Genomic DNA, 19,424 nt, shown 5'->3' on the forward strand with positions numbered 1-19,424 from the left:
TTAAAGAGAGGGGCGAATAGAAGCCGGACAGTTTCATATAGCCGTCACATGAGTAACGGGCAAACCCTGCACCGACCGACTGAACGTCACCGTATTTAAAGCGCGACGTATTAAAGCGTTGGCGACCGACCACCTCAATAGCACACATGAACTAGTCGCCAAAAGACAGCGGCACAGATAGCTCATGTGTACTATTGCTACTCGCGTCAGGGGATGATTTTAATAACGCTCTCTGCCGTAGGTCGCTGCTACGGAAGACTTGACTTTTCAATGACCCGCTTAGAGGAAATGACGCGATGACTCAAGCAATTAACCCAAAAAAAGCACACGAAACGCTTCATACCGGTCAGGCAGTTCGACTGTTGAACGAGGCAGAGCTGGACTGCGTGGGAGGCGGTATTGAGTTCAGTGCTTTTGGTTATACCTTCGCAGGCGGCGAGTCGTTTGCCCCCGGCTATAACTACGCCTCTATCACCAACTCGCGCGGTATTCCAATTTATTACACCACCTGGCAGAACTGATAAGGCCATCGCATGCAAGTGACAGGACCCGGGACTGCCTCCGGGTTCCGTACTCACGAACATCTAAAGCCTGCTTTATACAGCGCGCCGACATTGCCAGGTTCTGGACGAAACGCCGGCGCGAAGGTCAGGCAAGGCAAAAGCAGTCGCGGAGCGGCCGAGGTCGCGTTCGACGCTACGTGATGTAAAGAGCATGCTGACTGGACGCGCATCCCGCCCCGTTTCTTTAACGCAACGTCCCCAAGCACACCCACTTTTCGTACAGAGCCTGCCCCCTTTTCTTTTATATAATATCTGCGTACCGCCATCGACGCGCTGAACACATGACGTGCCTCTCAGCAGTACTGGACTGACCAGGAAAACGTGATGTCGATTCTCTCCCGATGCAGAGACCTGGAAATGATCCAGGCGTTGTTGCGCATGGCAGTGATTGCCACCTCTGCACTGTACGCATTGATCATGCACGCACTGGACGACATGTCCGGCAGCCGAATGTGGGTCATTCTCGGCTATTGCCTGGGCTTCGCCATCGTTGGTATCGGGCTTATCTGGCGTATTGCAGTACGGCCCGGTGTGTCTACCCGGCGCAGAATGTTCGCGCTGGTCGTCGATAACATGGCCGGGATCGTCACAATCACTGTGGGTGGCGAACCGATGCTGCCGGTTTACTCGGTAATGCTCAGCATGACGGTGGGGTATGGCATGCGTTACGGGCGCAATTACCTGTTGCTGGCGACCGGCTTTGCCTTGGCGTCTTTGTGCCTGATCATCCAGCTCACCCCTTTCCTTCAAGAGCATCCCGCCGTTGCGGTGATGATGATCCTGACCATGCTGGTGCTGCCGTCGTTCGTTTACTTCCTGCTCTCGCGATTGCACATCGCACTGAATGAAACCCAGGCGGCCAATGAGGCGAAATCAAGGTTTCTTGCCCAGGCCAGCCATGATCTGCGGCAACCGATTCACTCCATCAGCCTATTTACTGCCTGTCTGCGCGACGCTTCATTGGGCACAGACGAGCGCCGCTTGGTCGATAACATCGACCGGGCACTCAGCGCTGTAGAACAGCTTTTCCGCTCTCTGCTGGATATCTATACCCTCAATCAGGGAGAAGTGAGTCCACGCCTCGAGACGATTGATGTGGACGCATTAATCAATGGCCTGGTCAGCCAGAACAGTGAGGCGGCCAACTGGGCCGGTGTCGAAATCCGCGTGCGCCCGTGCCGGCAACAGATACGCAGCGACCCTGCGCTGCTTCGCACCCTGCTGCAAAACCTTATCTCGAACGCCTTTAAATATGCCCCCGGCAAACCCCTGCTTATTGCTTGCAGACCCCGCAAGGGGACGTTGGACATCGGCGTCTACGACATGGGCCGCGGTATTTCGGAAAAGCATCTCCCTCATTTGTGCAACGAGTTTTATCGCGTCCGCGAAGAGCGTGATCAGGACATTGAAGGCGTAGGGCTTGGGCTAAGTATCGTCAAACGCATCGCCGGTCTGCTGAAGCTGCACATCCGGATTGGTTCGCGCCTGGATAAAGGCACTGCGGTTGTCATCAGCGGGCTACCGATTGTGGCGGCACGGCAAATCGCGCACGCTCCGGACATCGACTGGAACAAACACCTGTTGGGCGGTTTACGTGTTCTGCTGATCGAGGATAATTACAACGTGCTGCAGGCCACCGCGATGCTGCTGCGCAAATGGGGCTGCGACGTCCAGACCGCTTCCGCCACCCCTCAAGCGAGCGTCGATTGCGATCTGGTCGTTACCGACTTCGACCTCGACCGAAGCGCCACAGGCGCAGACTGCATTAGCTACCTCAGCCAACTGCATGGCCGCCGGATACCTGCAATCGTCATCACTGGCCACGAGATTCAGCATGTACAGCAATCGCTGAATGACCCACAGATACCGGTTCTGTCCAAACCGGTACGGCCTGCGGAGTTACGTTCACTGCTCCTGAGTTTCAAGATGGACTTGATGCAGACGACACGTCGCGCGTCTCTTACCGGGTCCTGAGTGCGACAGTCAGCCAACAGCGCACGTTAGTTTGATTACAACGGCGTTATAGTTCGCTAGTACACCTGTACTATAGTGAATACTTACGCCGTTAGCCTAAGCTAAGAAAGAAACGACTTCATTATATATAGACGCTGAAAAGCTTGTCACCGCAAGGCTTTTTCGCACGTTTCTGTCTGTCTATAAAAACCTTCAACAACTGATTTACCATCAGGGGCATTCGGCATGGGCAATTATTATTCACTGGCGCGGCTAAAAGGTTTAGCGGTTGCGATAACAGTCATGGCCGCTTTAACGGCCTGTTCGACGGGGGGCAGCAACCCTCTTGGCGGGCTGGATGCGTTGACGGGTGAGCCTAAGTTTGAGCCTGACTATATAAAAGCCAATATCATTCCCAAAAAATCGACCAAATCTCAAATCCGGGCGAAATTTGGTGCTCCTAATTCGGCGGAAGATGATGTCGGCGACAACTCCGCACAGTGGTCATACGAGCGTGGCGAATCAGGCGTGGCAATGCTGAAGAAAATGGCCTACAAGTACAGTTACAAGTACGGCGCCGGAACGTCGAACTCAGTATTGGCGCAGGCAGATGGTCACTTGGGAGATGCCGAAGATGTGATGGATGACGTCAGTACCGTCACAGGAACGAAGAGTACGGGTATGAAGAAGGTGATCAACAGGATAGTCATACTCTTCAACGGCGAGACGGTCGACCGGTTCTATACATACTGACCGCTCAGCAATAAGTGTGAAGCCGGTAATGCTGCGATTACCGGCGGTTCAGCCTGTCATTTTTGAAGCGTAAACTCGGCCTTGTCGAAAGACAGCCAGCAGGAATCGTTGTCGGTCCATTTTGACTCGCTGGTGCCGAGAACACCCTTCATCAGAATCTTGTCGCCTTTCTTTAATCCGCTGATCTTCTTCTTGTTCACCAGCAGATCATCGCGGGTCAGCCCTTGACCGGTGCATTTGGGGTTCTTGGGGTCGGTGAAGATGATCGCAATCTGATTCTGACCGATGGCTGTTCCTGTCTTGGTAATGCGCTGCACGATGCCAGGGATGATCAGCGTGTTAGCGTCCCACTTTTCCTTGGCAGTGACCTCATTGGTTTCCCAGTCGTTCCAGATTTCCGTCAATGTGGTTTGCTTGGCAGTTGTCAGCCCCCGAAGATCCCCGCTCAGCAAATCTCCGGTCTGATCAAAGACCCCGTTTGTCACCGACATGGCCTGATCAAGCCCCGCGCATCCTGACAAGGCCAGAACTAACGGAAACAAGGCTGCACTTTTCATTCACATACTCCGCCGACTGATCGATGCAGGAGTTACCCACGCATCCATTATTTAAGTAACCACGACATGCACATCGCACGGGACTGTATCTACGACCTGAGGGCGTATCAATAGTACAGATGCGCTATACGGCGTACTGTTTTTGATCACAGAAACAAGCCATTAAATTTTTATGTCACCCCCGCAAAAACCTGGACCTTCCTCGAGCCGGTCCAGGCTAACTGACAGGCATTAGAACAACGCCCGGAAAATTTAACCGGGCGTTATGAGAGTCTCTTTCAGGATCAGAATCTATACGTCGCCCCAATACCGTATAAACTCGCACGGCTTTTGTACGTCGCACTGTAACTGCCCAGTGCATTGGCGCGACTGACATCGACACTTTCTTCCTGAAGATACGAATAGGCGACATCCAGGCTCAGTTGTGGCGTGACGTCATAACCCGCCCCTACGCTGAAGACCTCGCGATCCCCGGTCGGCGTACGGGGTGAACGCCCGGTATTACCGGTCGGCGACTGATCGATAATCACGCCCGCACGCAACACCCACTGCGGATCCAGCCGATACGCAGTACCGAGCGCGTAAGCCCATGTATCGTGCCAGTTCAGGCCTTCCTGAATGGAGCCGGTCAGTGCCGAAGCCAGCGTGCCGCCTTGCGCGGCCGAGACCGGTTGATTGCGCAGGCTCAAGTCCTGCATGCTGCTCCAGCCTGTCCAGGTCGCACTGGCGTAAAGTGTCCAGGCGTCACTAAGCGCCTGAGTCACTGAAAAATCGTAAGACTCCGGCGTGGCCACTTTCAACGTACAGTCGTAACGGTTGCTCGCAAGCAACTGCGGCGGCGTTCCTGCGCCGGTGGAAACTTGCGTGTGACAGCCCAGCTTGTAATCGACCTTGGAATGGTAGGTCAGGCCTACGCGGGTGGAGTCGGTTGCGTTGAATAACACGCCGATATTGAAGCCCACGGCCGTGTCATCACCTGAAACCTTGACACGGGTGTCAGCAATGGCCGGATTAAGCGTGATGTCTGATTCAAGCGTTCCAGCAATTCGATTGAACGTCGGACCGAAGCCAATCGACAGCCTGTTATTGAAGGCGTAGCTGATGGTGGGTTGTAACGTCACCACCTTGATCTCGCTTTTGCTGGCGAACATGCGCCCCTGAAAACTGCTTTCATAATCGGTGGACAAACCGAAGGGTGCGTAGAGCCCCAGGCCGAACGCCCAGTGCTCATCGATTTTCCGGGTGTAAAAACCGAACGGCACCGCGCTGAAGGGTACCATATTGCCATCATTACTCCCTTGTGAACGACCGGCGGCATGGCTGATGTCAGTGGATGCGTCCACGAACGCGGCCCCCATGGTGATTTGGCTGTTGTCCAGCCGCGCCATACCTGCCGGATTACCGTACACCGTGCTGGCGTCCTCAGCCATCGATGCACGGCCAGCCTGACCGCTGCCCATACCGGCGATACTTTGCTCGGTACGGGCGAAGCCGCCAGCAAGAAGTTGAGTGGATGCCAATACAGCGGCAAGGCCAAGTGTAGTTTTCAACAGGGTCATTTTAATCTGCGGCCGTTGTGATTTATAAGCGTCCATGGCGAATTTGCAACTGTCAACGTTACCCGAGGCCACGCCGATTTCTAACGTTTCAATAAAACCGCGCGATGATAAGAGTCGCCGACACCTACTTCCATAGTACAGATGAGCTATTGAATAACTGCCTGCCTGTTGATCGGAACTTATATAATCAGTAATAGGCCGCCGCTAGTACATCCGTGCTATATCCACTGCACCCTCCCCTCCTGATACTCCCGTTGTTGGCAACCCGCCGAACGGAAACGCTTAAGCCCTCGGGGCTGGCAGCCACCCTGGTGGCTTTTATGGAGTATCTGGAGTCGCTATGAACCCCCTATTCAGAATATCCCCTCTTGCTTTTGCAATTACTCTCGCACTGCTTCCAGAGGCTCAGGCCGTTGACTATGTGCTCACTAATGGTCAGGAAACCTTTAACAGCGACCGTTTGATCGATGGCGCGATCGACGTCAATGCAACTGACGGCAACACTTCTACCCTGACAATCAACAGCGGCGCAACCGTGACCAGCGAAGGCGGCAGCATCGTTGGCCAGGCCAGCAGAACCGGCGTCAATATGGCTCAGGCCAATGTTGTGGTTGAAGGGGCAGGTTCGCGCTGGGTGGTGCCTCGCACCTCATTCGTGCTCGGTAACTCGATCGTTGTCGGTGGTGTCGGCCAGGGCGATCTGACGGTCCGTAACGGAGGGCAGGTGTCGGTTCGGGATCTGGATATGGGTGAAGTTTTCGGGTCCCGTTCCAACGCATTTTCGAACGCGACGCTGTCGGTGAGTGGTCAGAACTCCCTGGTCGATGCGGTCAACATCCAGGCTGGCGGAGTGTTTGTCTATCGCTCGAGCATCACGGCCAATGACGGCGGCAAAATCAACAGCCAGCAGGTCGACATAGACTCCGTCGTCAAGCTTTCAGGCGCAGGAACCCGCTGGGACAACAGCGGCTCCTTTGTGAACAGAAACGACCTGACCCTCGAGAACGGCGCAGTACTGACGAGTAACGAGCTGCGACTGGGGTCGGCCGTTATCAACCAAAGCAATCAGGTCAATGTTACCGGACAGGGTACCCGTCTCGACGTGCAATCGCTGACGCTCGGCACCAACGTTGTCCGTACTTACCTGTCGCTGGCCGACGGTGCCGAACTGAGCGCCACTAACGGTATGCTCATCAGCTTCGTGAACGACAGCAACTCGGCGACGCGCGGCACGTTTACCATCGGCGGCCCGGTCGCGGTGGACCCTGACCGTACCGATGTTGATTCCATGACTGCAGGAGCAGCTCTGGCGGCAGGCCGACTGAACCCGCAAACCGCCGTCAGCTTTGGCACCGGCAACGGTTCCCTGGCGTTCAACCATACTGACACCGATCTGCAGTTCGCCAACACGCTGAATGGTACGGGTCGAGTGTATGCATTCAGCGGCAATACCACGCTGAGCGGCGACACCTCGGGATTGGCCGGTAGCGTCGTTGTGCGCGGCGGGCGACTGGTGTTGGCGGGGAACGTCGACCAAGTCAATCAGCGCGGCAACACAGCCACCACCCAAAGCGTTTCGCGGTTTAACGTAGGTAACGGCACACTGGTGGTCAACGGCATTGCGGGCCGCACTGAGTTCGGGACTTACACAAACAGCGCTCAGGTACTGGACGGAGGTATTCTGGCCGGTGTCGGTCAGGTGGGCAGCACCCAGGTCGCCTCCGGCGGTACGCTGTCGCCAGGAGAAAGCGCCATAGGTGCGCTGGCGATACAAGGCAACCTCGAGATGGCCGCCGGTTCACGCTACGCCGCAGACATCGCGGGCGACGGCAGCGCAGACCGGATCAACGTGAGCGGCACCGCAACCCTGCGCGGTACGCAAGTCAACGTGACCGCGCTGGATCCCGCGCAGAGCTATCAGAGCGGCAGAACCTACACGCTGCTCTCCGCCCAGGGCGGTTTGGTCGACGGCGCCGCCGCAGGCACTGCCTATGCCCAGGCACTTACCAACTCGGCGTTCCTGAATGTCGGGCTGCAACGCACAGCCAATGACCTTAACCTCACCATTGAACAAAAAAGCGTAGAACCTACGCCAACTCCAGAACCGACTCCAACTCCGGAGCCTACACCTGAACCAACACCAACACCTGAGCCGACTCCAACACCTGAGCCAGAGCCGACCCCCGCGCCAACACCGGGTATCTTTCAAACGGTCATGCTGACCCAGAATCAGTTCAATACAGCGGGTGCGCTCAGCGTGCTGGAGCAAAGCGGCGAACCGCTGCGCCTCTATAACAATCTGTTGATTCTGGATGCCGAAAGCGCGCGTAATGCTGCCGATCAGCTGTCCGGCGACACGCTCGCCAGTACCTCGACCGCCCTGATCGCCAACAGCCAGGTGGTGTCCGGAGTACTGGGGACTCGTGTGCGTAATCTTCTCGATACCGGGACATTGCGGATGCCAGCCATGGCACTCAATCTGATGCCAACCACTCCACCCGCCGAAAGCGGTGCCTGGGTGCAACCATTCGGCAACTGGACCAAAACAAGCAGCAACAATGGCGCAGGCGGTCTGCATCAAAGCACAGGTGGCCTGCTGTTCGGTGCGGACGGCAGCTTCACCCCGGATTGGCGCGGCGGCGTCTACGCTGGCTATAGCCGCTCGAAGTTCGACGCCGATGATCGCGATGCCGACGGCCACAGCGACAACTATCATCTTGGCCTGTACACCGGAGCCCAGATCGATGCACTGCGCCTCAGTGCCGACGTCGGCTACACCTGGCACAAGCTGGAGAGCGAGCGGAATGTGGCCTTCGCCGGATTCAGTGATCACTTGACTGGCAAACGCGACGCGAAATCGTTGCAGGCCAGTGGTGAAGCGGCCTACCGCATACCGCTTGGCAGCGTGGCTCTGGAACCTTTCGCCGGGCTTTCCTATGTTCGCTACGACGCCAAAGATCTGCACGAAAAAGGTGGGCCAGCCGCGCTAGACGTGTCCAGCGACAAGCAGAATACCGTCTTCTCGACGCTCGGCCTGCGCGCATCGACGAACACCCGAGTGGCCAACCTCGATACCCAGGTCTACGGCTCACTGGGATGGCGACGCGCCTTTGGTGATCTGGATCCGCGAAACGAGCAGAGCTTTGCCGGCGGTCCAAACTTCGAAGTGCAAGGCGTAGCTCAAAACCGCGACACCGCCTTGACCGAAGTCGGCGCGAAGCTGCGATTGAACCGTCAGACCGATCTGGGCTTGTCTTACCAGGGGCAGTTCGGCACTGACACTCGTTTCCACTCGGTGAATGCCGGCGTGACGGTCCGCTTCTGATCGTAATTGCAGCATCGGGCTGGATAACCATTTGCACAGGCTCGCCTGGAGTGGCATCCAGCCCGAATTCATTGGAAGGCATTTACATAGTGCGATCCCGAATCCACTCCGCGTTATCGTCCTACGCGCCGATCAACGACTAACGCAAGACACTCGAACCGCCCCTTCATCGCCCTCCTGTCGGCATTCGCTCGGCTAACGTTCAAACCGTGCTCCAGGCCATCAGATTACCTGCGAGTGATGCGGCCATTTATCTCAAACAACACGACTGTTACAGGCAAGCGCTCAATCACATGCGGTGAATCGCATCTACGCCATTACGCCAGAGCTTCTGGCAGTCACTCACCAGGAACGTCAAAACCATGGCAAGGACTTAAACCGTTCTGGACAGCGGGCCGGTTGGAAGCGTAATAAGGTGCCTACAAAATTTCCCTAATGGACAGCACGTTAATGGCACTACGCGGTGATGAGGCGGACGACCATGAGTTCCGCAGCCGGTCATATCCCGTCGAGGAAGATATGGCGCAGCAGCGTCGAGTCTGGCGCTTTGAGCGCATCGGTTGGGCTGGCCTGATTGTGCTGATAGTGCTGACCCTCGCCGGCTTGTTTTCCAAAGGGCCATTGAGCCAGGTGGAGCCCGAAACGGCAGATGGCAAACTGCAGGTGAGCTACGAGCGTTTCAGCCGCAACGGCAGTCAGGACGATATGATTGTCACGTCCAAAGGCGCCCCCTCCGAAATGCGTTATCTGGTCGTCGGCAGTGGACTGCTCGAAGGCGTGTCGATCGAGAACCTCAACCCCCAGCCCGCGCCCCTTCACAGCGAAGGCCGTGATCTGGTTATTCCGATGCAGGCCGACAAGGACGGTCTGGCCACCTTGTACCTGACTGTTCGCAGTAACGGGGTGGGACTGTACCGAGGGCAAATGCATATGCTGGGTGGCGAAACGCTGCCGATGCCCAGGTTTATCTACCCGTAGAGAGAAAGCGATTTATGGATGCAGTGCTCAGAGCAGCAGCGATTTATTTTGTATTGATGGTCTTGTTTCGTATTGCCGGACGCCGCTCTCTTACCGACCTCACCACCTTCGATTTCGTCTTGTTGCTGATCATTGGCGAGGCCACTCAGCAGGCGCTGCTGGGCGATGATTTTTCGGTGACTAACGCGATACTGATCATCTCCACCCTTATCGCCATAGACGTCGGCTTTTCCCTGGCCAAACGCCGATCAAAGCGGTTGGCAAAGTTTCTGGATGGCGGCCCCACGGTCATTGTGGAAGACGGCAAGCCACTGACCCAACGAATGAGAGAGGCGCGTATCAGTGAATCCGATGTGATGGAGGCAGCACGAACCACGCAAGGGATAGTGGAGATGAAGGACATCAGGTACGCGATCATCGAAAGGAACGGGGAGATATCGGTCATACCCTTCAAGTGAAGGTCTGCAAGTGATCAGGGATGGCTGCAGGCCGACTCCCGAATCAGTGCTAAAACGGATCTGCGCAGAGTTTCATGGCGACATCCTGAACATCTTTACCGATCAAGTCAGGCTGGGTGCCGAGCGGGTTGAGCACCTTCCCCGGGCGCTCGACAAACGCGGTGCGACACCCGGCCTGGGCAGCCCCGGCGATGTCCCAGGCGTGCGCTGCGACCATGATCATCTGATCCGTAGCGATGCCCAAGCGCTGTGCGACCATTTGGTAGGTTGCTGCGGCTGGCTTGAATTGACTGATTTCGCTGCCTGCCATGATGTGCTCGAAGCAGTCGGTCAATCCTGCAAATTCGAGCTGTTGCTGCAGCGCCTCCAGCGCGCCATTGCTCAGGGCAATGAGCACAAACCCGTAGTCCTTCAATAACTGCAGTGCCTGATGAACGTCCTTATGCGCAGGAAGAGATTTGATGCCTGCGGCCAGGGCCTGGCACTGATCGTCGCCCACGTCCACCTTGTGCCGTGCGGCAACCATTCTCAAAGCGCCCTGCGCCAGATCACCAAACGCCTGATACTGGCCGGTTATGGTGTTGGTCATCCAGCACTCTTGCAGTGTCAGGAACCATTCGGTGCGCACACGGCTATCGTCGAACAGTCCCTCGAAGAAAGCGTCGAGCGCGGCCAGATCCAGCAGCGTCTCGTTTACGTCAAAAATGATGTGTTTGAGCATGCTATAGGCCCCTGTTGCCTGCCTGAAGTGATGGCATCGAATGCGCCACCTGGCGGTGCTGACATCAGCCAGCACCGCCAAAGGTCACGATCAGGTCCCTGGCTTACGCCTGCTCTTCCTGCTCGTCATCATCGTGCTTGAGTGCCGGCTTCATCCCCGGCTGAGGCGCGTGCTCGGCATTCGGCGCGATTTCTTCGCCGTGGTTCTTTTTCTCTTGCTGGACTTTTTTGTCGTGAGCAACGTTACGTGGATCGGTCATGGGAATTCCTTGATTGGCAGAGGATTCGAACACCCATCGACGTGATGCATTGTTTGAGCGCCGGGGCAAGATTTGGAGTCAGGGCGTAGCCAGGCGTTCAGTGCATTTGAACCGGCACGCGAATAGCGGGTTGGGGCCTGAGTTCAGGTGACGGCGTCACGACTCCGCGGACGACAGCGTGAACGCTGGCGACTGAACCAGCTCCATGATCACTTCGCGCAAGGACTGCGCACACGGAGACAGCTCGCGATACGCCAGCGCCAGCACATAGGCGACAGGTGTACCTGGGCCCGTCAGCTCACGACAGGCAAGCCGCCCCGGCTGACGTCGGGCATAGCGCTGCGGCATGAGGGCCACACCCATGCCTCCGGCGACCAGCGCGGCGGTGGTCTGCATCTGGCGAGGCTGTTGCACGACCCGAGGAGTAAAGCCAGCGTTGGCGCAGGCCAGCAGAATGTGCGAGTGCATGCCCGGGCCATGATGCGGGGCGAACAGAATCCAGGGTTGGTCTGCCAACGCCGCAAGACCGATGGACGCACGCTCGGCCAAGGGATGATCCTGCGGCAGCACCGCAACCATGCGATCCTCGAACAGCGGCTCGATATGGATATTGCCCGGGTCTATGACCGGCAACACCAGAATGCCAACGTCCAGCCGGTCGTTGCGCAGGCCTTCAAGTTGCTCGGGAGGGGTGGCCTCCTGCAGTTGAATATCGACGTTCGGGTTCGCTGCCTGATAGCGACGCAGCAACGCCGGCAGCAAACCATCGACCACGCTGTCGACAAAGCCCAGGCGAATCGTGCCGAGCATGCCTGCCGCTGAGCGACGTGCCATTTCACAGGCCCGTTCGGCCTGCAACAGCGTTTGCCGCGCCTCGGCCAAAAACACGACGCCCGCAGCGGTCAATTGCGTGGAGCGCGTACTGCGCAGCAACAACTGCACGCCCAGGCATTCTTCCAGACGACGAATCGCAACGCTCAGGGGCGGCTGTGACATGTTCAAGCGCTGCGCGGCCTTGCGAAAATTCAAGGTTTCAGCGACCACCACGTACTGGCGCATCAATTTCAAATCAATCATCTGATATTTTTTTAGTATCAATGAGCTATCAAATTAGTATGTTACAAATAAATGAGCGTTGCACATACTTCATGGTAAACGGCTAGAGCGAGATCGCTCACAGCCTGGTCTATCGAAGAAGGGGCGCTGATTTGAACACGCGAGCGTATGGTGTCGCCGCACTGGCCGGCTTTGTTGGAGGCAATGTTTCCAGTTTCATCAAATGGGGTACAGAGATCCCCTTCCCGCCTCGCACGCCGGACCGCCCGGTCCCGCCCGTGGAGATGCTTGATTCGCTGGGCATCAACGCTCAGCAGCTGACTTATGTGTATTCAGAGCATGTGGTGAATTACGGCAGTGCCCTGGTCCACCATGGCTTTTCCATCTTCTTCGCCATGTTCTATTGCCTGCTTGTACTCCGGTATCCGCGCGCCGCCCTGTGGCAGGGTCTGGGTTTCGGCCTGTTGGTGACCCTGGGGTTTCACGGCGTCATCCTGCCTGCGTTCCATTGGGCACCGCCGCTGTGGGAGCTGCCTGCCTCGGAGTTGTTATCTGAAACGTTCGGGCACTTGCTGTGGATGTGGGTGATCGAAGTCATACGGCGGGATTTGCAGCAGCGCTGGCTGCCTCACACCCGACCGGCCTGAGTAGCGCGCTGTCTTGCGACAGACACACGGAATTTCCCTGTAAACGGAGTGACCCGATGAAATCTCTATACACCCTGGCTCTGGCCTGCGCCGCCTGCGCGGGCATGGCGAGTGCCAATGCCGACGTGCAATCGGTGCCGAAAGAGTCTGCGCAAATGACTCACAGTAACGGTCAACTGCAACCACCTGTTTCATATGCCACGCTGTGGGCTGACGAAAACGGTGCCACGCATGTGGGCCACTGCCGCCTGGAAGGCCTGGAGTTCAAAAGCTATGCCCCGCCAGCCGCGCCGCAATGGGTCGGCGTCTCCCCTGACGATATCGAAAGCATCGCCTACGCGGTGCTGCCGGTGGGATACGTCGGCAACTGGCACCACGCGCCGGGGCCACAATGGGTCGTCACCCTGCAGGGGCAATGGTCGGTGGAGACCACCGATGGCAGTGTGCTGGTGCAAGGACCGGGAGAGATGCAGTTCAATGCCGACACCCGGTCCCGGCCGCGTCCGGATGACGAACGTGTAGGCCACCTGACGCGCACCGTGGGTGATCAACCCAATGTTCAACTGATCATCAAACTTAAACCGGGTGCGGCTGACAAACGTACCAACGGCAGCTGTGCCTACTGATCGCATACGGACCTGAATCTATGAAACCGACCCGTAAAAATCGCTTTCTGCGCCCCTCCTCATGGCTATTGGGCAGTGCGCTCCTGGCTGCGGGTTCAGCAGGCGCAACCGACGCCGTCGCCCCTGTCCGGCAAGTCGTTATCGACCCGGCCTTCAGCCAACTGGTTGCCCCACAGGCCCACGTCGAGCTGCTCACCGATCAGGCGAAGTGGGCAGAAGGCCCGCTGTGCCTGGCCGATGGCCGTTTGATCTGGAGTGACATCAAGGCCAACAAGGTCAGCAGCTGGCAGGCAAAGGATGGCGTGTCCACCTGGCTGGAAAAAGCCGACTTTCAAAATGGGCATACGCTCGACGGCCAGGGCCGTGTGGTGGCGGCCTCCCATGGCAAGCGCGGCATCGTGCGGCAGGAGCCCAATGGTGAGTGGCGTACATTGGTCGACACCTACCAGGGCAAACGACTGAACAGTCCGAACGATGTAGTGGCGGATAAAAGCGGCGCTCTCTGGTTTTCCGATCCCACCTTCGGGGTGTTGAGCAAAAGCGAGGGCTATGGCGGCAAGCCTGAGCAAGGCGGCGAGTTCATCTATCGCTACGTACCCGACACCGGGCAGATCACCCGTCTCGACACTCCCGAAGTCCACTCGCCCAACGGCCTGGCCTTCTCGCCGGATCAGCAGCTGCTTTATGTGGCCGACTCACAAATGGCCCACGACTTCACCAACAAGAAGCTGGCACATCGCATCATGGTCTATCAGGTGCGCGACGGTCGCTTGATCAACGGCAAGGTGTTCGCTGACATCCAGCCCGGCATCCCTGACGGGATCAAAGTCGACGCGCTTGGCAACCTGTGGAGCAGCAGCAAGGAAGGTATTCAGGTGTTTTCCGCAGCAGGCAAGCCACTCGGAAAACTGCTGGTCGCGGCTGCCGATACCAGCAACCTGACGTTCTGCTCCAGCGAGCAGGCAAGCTGGGCGTACATTACCGCTGCCAACAAGGTGCTCAGGGTGCAGGTGATGAAGAGCGTAGCGGGTCAGTAGGACGAACTGTCCCGATGCTCATCGGGTAGCCGTAAACCGATTCAAAGCCCGGCACACGGTGCCGGGCTTTACCTGCAGAGCCTAGAACCAGGTCTCCATCTGGATGCCGAACTGCCAAACACCACCGGAGTTGAAATCACTTTTGCCGAAGTTGCCGGTCGTGCTGTAGCGGTCCAGATCCGAAGACCAGTTCATGAGGCTTGCGAACACTCGCAGTTCGGGGCGTGTGAGCAGGTCACCCATGTCCGGCTTGAAGGTCGGCGCAACCGTAAACTTCCAGAAGTTACCGTCAACCGCATTGCGTTGCAGATAGCCTTTGGGGTCGAGGTCCATGGTTTGCCAACTCAGCTCGTAGGCCATCTCGAAGTTGCTGTTGATCTCGTTGGCCAGGCGCATGTTCAGCGTGAGCCAGCGGTAATCGTCGCCTTTGACGTAGCGGTCTTTGCTCTGTTCGGCCAGCAGGCTCGGGCCGATGCGCCATCCCGGCGCGATAGGTGTCTCGCCATACATGGCCAGACGCACTGCGCGGGCGTCGTCGATCAGTTCGCCATCCGCGCCAATGTCCTTGACCTGCGCACCCAGGCCCTGCCCATAGAGCAACGCCGTCTTGAAGAAGCCTTCCCGACCGAAAAAGTCCTTCTGGTGATTGGCCAACATGGTGTGCAGGCCTGAATCTGCGGGCGCAAAACCGGCTTGATTGGTGCGCGTACCGACGTCGTTTTTCTTTGCACCAATGGCGTTGAACATCCACTGCCACTGACCATTGTCGAAGAATTGGTTGGAGGTCAGGATATAGCTTTCCACATCGGCATCGACGCCGCCCTCACTGAAATCTCCGTAGTTACGTCCGATCAGGGAATAGTTCGAGCGCCAGTCCTTGGTCATCTGCACATCGTAGATACCGCCACCGGTCCCAGCCAGAAAGACCACGTCCGAGTCCAGCCAGTGGATATCGAAATTATCCCTGTCGAAGCGCTTGCCGGCCCACAGCGTGGCGTTTTCGAACACTGAATTCCCCTTGAAAGCGGCAATGTGGTCGAGTTCGGTAAATACCTGACGCACGTTCAGGCTGCTTTCGGTGGCCGTCCAGTCGTTATAGCTTTCAACGCCGTCGGCGATGGAGACGGTGAACTTGGAGCGCGTGCCGTTCTGCGCGTAGATCTCTTTCGACAGATCGAAGCGCATGTAGGTGTCGTCTTCGTTACCCAGGCGCCCGACCGCACCACCGACTGAACCTGCGGGGGTTGTATAAGGCCCACCGCGACCGCCGCCCAAACCGTCGTTGATCAACAGACCGGAGCGAGCGTAGCCCTTGAAGCTGAACCCGTCGGTGAGGTGTCCGGCACTGCCTGGCTTCTCCATGCTTTGCTGGCGGGCTTCGAGTTTTGCCACGCGATCATCCAGAGCCGGCTGTGAATTGGCCGCAACGGTGGACGCAGAAGTGGGTGCGGCAGGCTGCGCAACGGGGGTCGAGAGTTTGAGTTGCTGAAGCTCCCTGGCGAGCGCCTGGGTTTGCTGTTCGGCAGCGGCTGCACGTTTTTCCGCAGCGCTGGCACGGGCTTCGAATGCGGCCATCCGCTCTTCCAGAGTCGCGGCCTGAGAGACGGTTGTCGAGGTGCCGAGTACCCCTGCGAGTAGCCATCTTGATGCGTTCTGCATGTGGACTTCCTGTTTTGTTTTTATTGTTTTCGTGACGTTGGCCGAGCCTTTTTCCTTCAGCACAAAATTGTGCAAATCGGAGAAAAAAGGGTGCCACATCGAAAATACGCTGTTACATTGACGATGTTAACGTTAACTTTTATAAAAACAAAAATAAAGAGGGCTCTATGAAACAGCTGAAATCTCTTCTTCCCGCCGCGCTGCTCACCCTGTCCGCCGGGTTTTCTGCGCTGTCGAACGCAGCCGATCTGACGATCTCGTGCGGGGCCGTCGGCGCTGAATTGCAACTGTGCAAGGAGGCAGTCGATAGCTGGTCAAAACAGACCGGCAACAACGTTCAGGTGGTTTCCACGCCTAACTCTGCAACCGAGCGCCTGTCGTTCTACCAGCAGATCCTCAGCGCCCAGTCCACCGACATCGACATCATTCAAATCGACATGGTGTGGCCGGGGATGCTCGCCAAACACCTGACGGATCTGCGCGAACTGCTTCCGGCAAATGCGACACAAGGCTATTTCCAGGCACAGGTGGACAACGCCACCGTCGACGGCCGGCTGGTGTCTATGCCCTGGTTTACCGACTCGGGGCTGCTGTATTACCGCAAGGATCTGCTCGACAAGTACCAGCAGCCGGTCCCCCAGACCTGGGAGGACATGACCGCTACCGCCAAAAAAGTGCAAAAAGCCGAACGCGATGCGGGGAATGCCACTATGTGGGGCTACGTGTTCCAGGGGCGCGCCTATGAAGGCCTGACGTGCAACGCCCTGGAATGGATCAGCAGCCAGCCGGACGGCGGACTGGTCAACCCGCGCGGAGACATCGTGGTCAACAGCCAGGCCTCACGAGTCGCGCTGACCTTGGCAAAAAGCTGGATCGGCGAGATCTCCCCGCCCGGCGTACTTAACTACACCGAGGAAGAAGGCCGTGGCGTATTCCAGTCGGGAAATGCGCTGTTCATGCGCAACTGGCCTTACGTCTGGGCCTTGGTGCAAAGCAAGGACAGCGCGATAAAAGACAAGGTCGGCGTCGCGCCCCTGCCCAGTGGCGGCGCGAACGGCACCCACGCTTCAACGCTCGGAGGCTGGGGCCTGGCGGTTTCGCGCTACAGCCGCAACCCCAAACTGGCGGCAGAACTGGTTGCCTACCTGACCAGCGCCCAGCAGCAAAAACAGCGTGCCCTGGCAGGTGCCTACAACCCGGTCATCGAGTCCCTGTATGCCGACCCCGAGTTGCTCGCGGCGATGCCTTACTACCCGCAGTTGCACAGCATCCTCAGCAATGGGGTCATGCGCCCCGCCGCGATCACGGCCAACGGCTACCCACGCGTCTCCAACGCATTCTTCGATCGGGTGCATAGCGTGCTGGCGGGCGATATTCCGGTCGATCAGGCACTGGTCGAACTGGAACGCGAACTGACCCGCATCAAACGCCGGAACTGGTAAGCCACACGTAAGGAAATCAACATGCCCGTCTCTTCTACCGACTTCCCCGGAGACGACGAACTCGTCACCCGGGAAACGCCTGTACAACGTCGCAGGCTACGCGCCGCCTGGCTGTTTCTGACGCCGATGCTGGTGTGCCTGGTCCTGGTGGCGGCCTGGCCGTTGCTGCGCACATTCTGGTTCAGCCTGACCGATGCCGATCTGTCGGATACCGGCAGTGGCTCATTCGTGGGCCTGAGCAATTATCTGCTCTACGACGGCGTCATCTGGTCTGGCGTGCTGGTCGATCCGCAATGGTGGAACGCGGTGCGCAACACCCTGCATTTCACCGTGGTGTCGGTCGGGCTGGAAATGGTCCTGGGACTGATGGTGGCGTTGCTGTTGAACGTCAAGTTCACCGGCCGCGCGCTGGTCCGTGCGTTGATTCTGATCCCTTGGGCGATTCCGACCATCGTCTCGGCGAAGATCTGGTCGTGGATGCTCAATGACCAGTTCGGCATCATCAACCATATGATGCTGAGCCTGGGCCTGATCGACGCGCCGCTGGCCTGGACGGCAGATGCGGACCTGTCGATGTGGGCAGTGATCATCGTCGACGTCTGGAAGACCGTGCCCTTTGTCACCCTGCTGATGCTCGCGGCACTGCAGATGCTGCCAAGCGATTGCTACGAAGCCGCCCGGGTCGACGGCATTCATCCGGTGCGGGTGTTCTGGCGAGTCACCTTGCCGTTGCTGATGCCCGCCTTGTTGGTCGCCGCGATCTTTCGCATTCTCGATTCGTTGCGGGTCTTCGACGTCATCTACGTCCTGACCTCCAACTCTTCGAGCACCATGAGCATGTCGGTCTATGCCCGCCAGCACCTGGTGGAGTTCCAGGACGTCGGCTACGGCAGCGCCGCCTCCACCCTGCTGTTTCTGGTCGTGGCAGTGATTGCCATGCTTTATCTGTACCTCGGACGTCGCCAGCTGGAGGTGCGCTCATGAACCTGCACCCACTGAAGAAAGCGCTGCTGCGCCTGGCCTTCTGGGGCCTGGTCGGGGTCGTGCTGCTGTACGCGATCTTCCCTTTCTATTACGCCATCCTGACCTCGCTGAAACCGTCCAGTGCCTTGTTTGAAGTGAGCTACTGGATCACCGAAGCCGACCTCTCCAATTACGCAGCGGTCCTCAGTCAGGCGTCATTCCTGCAGGCCATCGCCAACTCGCTGGTGGTTGCGCTGAGTGTGGTAGTGCTGGCGCTGTTCCTGGGCCTGACGGCGTCCTACGCCCTGGGCAGGGTCAAGTTCCGAGGCCGCGGCACGGTGCTGATGATGGTGCTCGGCGTCTCGATGTTTCCTCAGGTCGCGGTGCTGTCGGGGCTGTTTGAAGTGATCCGCGCACTGGGTCTGTACAACACCTCATGGGCACTGATCCTGAGCTACACGATTTTTACCCTGCCCTTCACCGTCTGGGTGCTGACCACGTTCATGGGGCAACTGCCGCATGAGCTGGAAGAAGCGGCAATCATGGATGGCGCATCGCCCTGGGTCACGCTGACCCGCGTGCTGTTGCCGCTGCTGTGGCCCGCACTGGTCACGACCGGCCTGTTGGCTTTTATTGCCGCGTGGAACGAGTTCCTGTTTGCCCTGACCTTCACCCTGACAGATGCGCAACGAACGGTCCCGGTCGCCATCGCCCTGATTTCGGGTGGCAGCTCCCACGAATTGCCTTGGGGCCTGTTGATGGCGGCGTCGGTGCTGGTGACCGTCCCACTGGTGATTCTGGTGCTGATCTTCCAGCGCCGCATCGTTTCCGGCCTCACTGCCGGCGCGTTGAAAGGTTGATGCACACA

At 57.9% G+C, this 19,424-nt stretch carries 18 protein-coding genes; 12 read left to right on the top strand and 6 right to left on the bottom strand.

Annotated features, from left to right (window positions below):
- Positions 1-296: 296 nt before the first annotated feature.
- The 3 genes from PI739_RS24335 (at position 297) to PI739_RS24345 (ending at position 3,269) form a co-directional block, all read left to right on the top strand.
- Complete coding sequence (locus tag PI739_RS24335; RefSeq protein WP_024662187.1) at positions 297-521, top strand: hypothetical protein; 225 nt, start codon at positions 297-299, stop codon at positions 519-521.
- A gap of 399 nt (positions 522-920) precedes the next feature.
- Positions 921-2,537, top strand: coding sequence for an ATP-binding response regulator (locus PI739_RS24340; RefSeq protein WP_161937166.1), 1,617 nt, complete (start codon positions 921-923; stop codon positions 2,535-2,537).
- A 225-nt stretch (positions 2,538-2,762) separates the two neighbouring features.
- Positions 2,763-3,269, top strand: coding sequence for a hypothetical protein (locus tag PI739_RS24345; protein WP_003371192.1), 507 nt, complete (start codon positions 2,763-2,765; stop codon positions 3,267-3,269).
- Positions 3,270-3,325: 56 nt separating this feature from the next.
- Here PI739_RS24345 and PI739_RS24350 read toward each other — a convergent pair whose 3' ends face one another.
- Both PI739_RS24350 and PI739_RS24355 read right to left on the bottom strand, forming a co-directional pair.
- Positions 3,326-3,826 (bottom strand): hypothetical protein, encoded by a 501-nt coding sequence (locus PI739_RS24350; protein WP_024662189.1) that lies wholly within the window; start codon positions 3,824-3,826, stop codon positions 3,326-3,328.
- Between the two features lie 284 nt (positions 3,827-4,110).
- On the bottom strand, positions 4,111-5,379 hold the full coding sequence (locus PI739_RS24355; RefSeq protein WP_054082238.1) for an OmpP1/FadL family transporter: 1,269 nt from the start codon (positions 5,377-5,379) through the stop codon (positions 4,111-4,113).
- A 427-nt stretch (positions 5,380-5,806) separates the two neighbouring features.
- Between PI739_RS24355 and PI739_RS24360 the strand changes: the two genes are divergently transcribed.
- The 3 genes from PI739_RS24360 to PI739_RS24370 all read left to right on the top strand — a co-directional run bounded on the left by PI739_RS24360 (position 5,807) and on the right by PI739_RS24370 (position 10,146).
- The gene (locus PI739_RS24360; RefSeq protein ID WP_054082215.1) at positions 5,807-8,710 is read left to right on the top strand and encodes an autotransporter family protein; all 2,904 of its coding nucleotides are present in this window, start codon (positions 5,807-5,809) and stop codon (positions 8,708-8,710) included.
- 450 nt (positions 8,711-9,160) lie between these two features.
- Positions 9,161-9,688, top strand: coding sequence for a hypothetical protein (locus tag PI739_RS24365; protein WP_003371185.1), 528 nt, complete (start codon positions 9,161-9,163; stop codon positions 9,686-9,688).
- A 14-nt stretch (positions 9,689-9,702) separates the two neighbouring features.
- On the top strand, positions 9,703-10,146 hold the full coding sequence (locus PI739_RS24370; protein WP_003371183.1) for a DUF421 domain-containing protein: 444 nt from the start codon (positions 9,703-9,705) through the stop codon (positions 10,144-10,146).
- A 49-nt stretch (positions 10,147-10,195) separates the two neighbouring features.
- On the opposite strand, the gene PI739_RS24375 is transcribed toward PI739_RS24370, so the two are convergent.
- From PI739_RS24375 to PI739_RS24385, 3 genes are all read right to left on the bottom strand, one after another.
- The gene (locus PI739_RS24375) at positions 10,196-10,867 is read right to left on the bottom strand and encodes a haloacid dehalogenase type II (protein WP_054082214.1); all 672 of its coding nucleotides are present in this window, start codon (positions 10,865-10,867) and stop codon (positions 10,196-10,198) included.
- 103 nt (positions 10,868-10,970) lie between these two features.
- Positions 10,971-11,126: a hypothetical protein gene (locus PI739_RS24380; protein ID WP_003317799.1), complete on the bottom strand. Its 156-nt coding sequence runs from the start codon at positions 11,124-11,126 to the stop codon at positions 10,971-10,973.
- A gap of 156 nt (positions 11,127-11,282) precedes the next feature.
- A complete protein-coding gene (locus PI739_RS24385; RefSeq protein ID WP_024662192.1) occupies positions 11,283-12,203 on the bottom strand; it encodes a LysR family transcriptional regulator in 921 nt (306 codons plus the stop codon).
- 131 nt (positions 12,204-12,334) lie between these two features.
- Between PI739_RS24385 and PI739_RS24390 the strand changes: the two genes are divergently transcribed.
- The 3 genes from PI739_RS24390 to PI739_RS24400 are packed head-to-tail and all read left to right on the top strand — an operon-like array spanning position 12,335 to position 14,492.
- Complete coding sequence (locus PI739_RS24390; RefSeq protein WP_003371176.1) at positions 12,335-12,829, top strand: YagU family protein; 495 nt, start codon at positions 12,335-12,337, stop codon at positions 12,827-12,829.
- Positions 12,830-12,885: 56 nt separating this feature from the next.
- On the top strand, positions 12,886-13,455 hold the full coding sequence (locus PI739_RS24395) for a cupin domain-containing protein (RefSeq protein WP_003430782.1): 570 nt from the start codon (positions 12,886-12,888) through the stop codon (positions 13,453-13,455).
- Between the two features lie 20 nt (positions 13,456-13,475).
- On the top strand, positions 13,476-14,492 hold the full coding sequence (locus PI739_RS24400; protein ID WP_054082213.1) for an SMP-30/gluconolactonase/LRE family protein: 1,017 nt from the start codon (positions 13,476-13,478) through the stop codon (positions 14,490-14,492).
- An 81-nt stretch (positions 14,493-14,573) separates the two neighbouring features.
- Here the strand turns inward: PI739_RS24400 and PI739_RS24405 are convergent, their stop codons facing one another.
- Positions 14,574-16,151 carry a carbohydrate porin gene (locus PI739_RS24405; protein ID WP_032609082.1) on the bottom strand — a complete coding sequence of 526 codons (1,578 nt, stop codon included), beginning with the start codon at positions 16,149-16,151 and terminating at the stop codon, positions 14,574-14,576.
- Positions 16,152-16,318: 167 nt separating this feature from the next.
- Between PI739_RS24405 and PI739_RS24410 the strand changes: the two genes are divergently transcribed.
- The 3 genes from PI739_RS24410 to PI739_RS24420 are packed head-to-tail and all read left to right on the top strand — an operon-like array spanning position 16,319 to position 19,416.
- Positions 16,319-17,593: an ABC transporter substrate-binding protein gene (locus tag PI739_RS24410; RefSeq protein ID WP_054082212.1), complete on the top strand. Its 1,275-nt coding sequence runs from the start codon at positions 16,319-16,321 to the stop codon at positions 17,591-17,593.
- Between the two features lie 21 nt (positions 17,594-17,614).
- Complete coding sequence (locus PI739_RS24415; RefSeq protein ID WP_003430789.1) at positions 17,615-18,577, top strand: carbohydrate ABC transporter permease; 963 nt, start codon at positions 17,615-17,617, stop codon at positions 18,575-18,577.
- Positions 18,574-19,416, top strand: coding sequence for a carbohydrate ABC transporter permease (locus PI739_RS24420; RefSeq protein WP_054082211.1), 843 nt, complete (start codon positions 18,574-18,576; stop codon positions 19,414-19,416). The genes PI739_RS24415 and PI739_RS24420 overlap by 4 nt, the downstream gene beginning before the upstream one ends.
- The last annotated feature ends 8 nt before the right edge of the window (positions 19,417-19,424 follow it).

It is taken from the genome of Pseudomonas cerasi (assembly GCF_027983475.1).
GTDB classification, from domain to species: Bacteria; Pseudomonadota; Gammaproteobacteria; order Pseudomonadales; family Pseudomonadaceae; genus Aquipseudomonas; species Aquipseudomonas cerasi.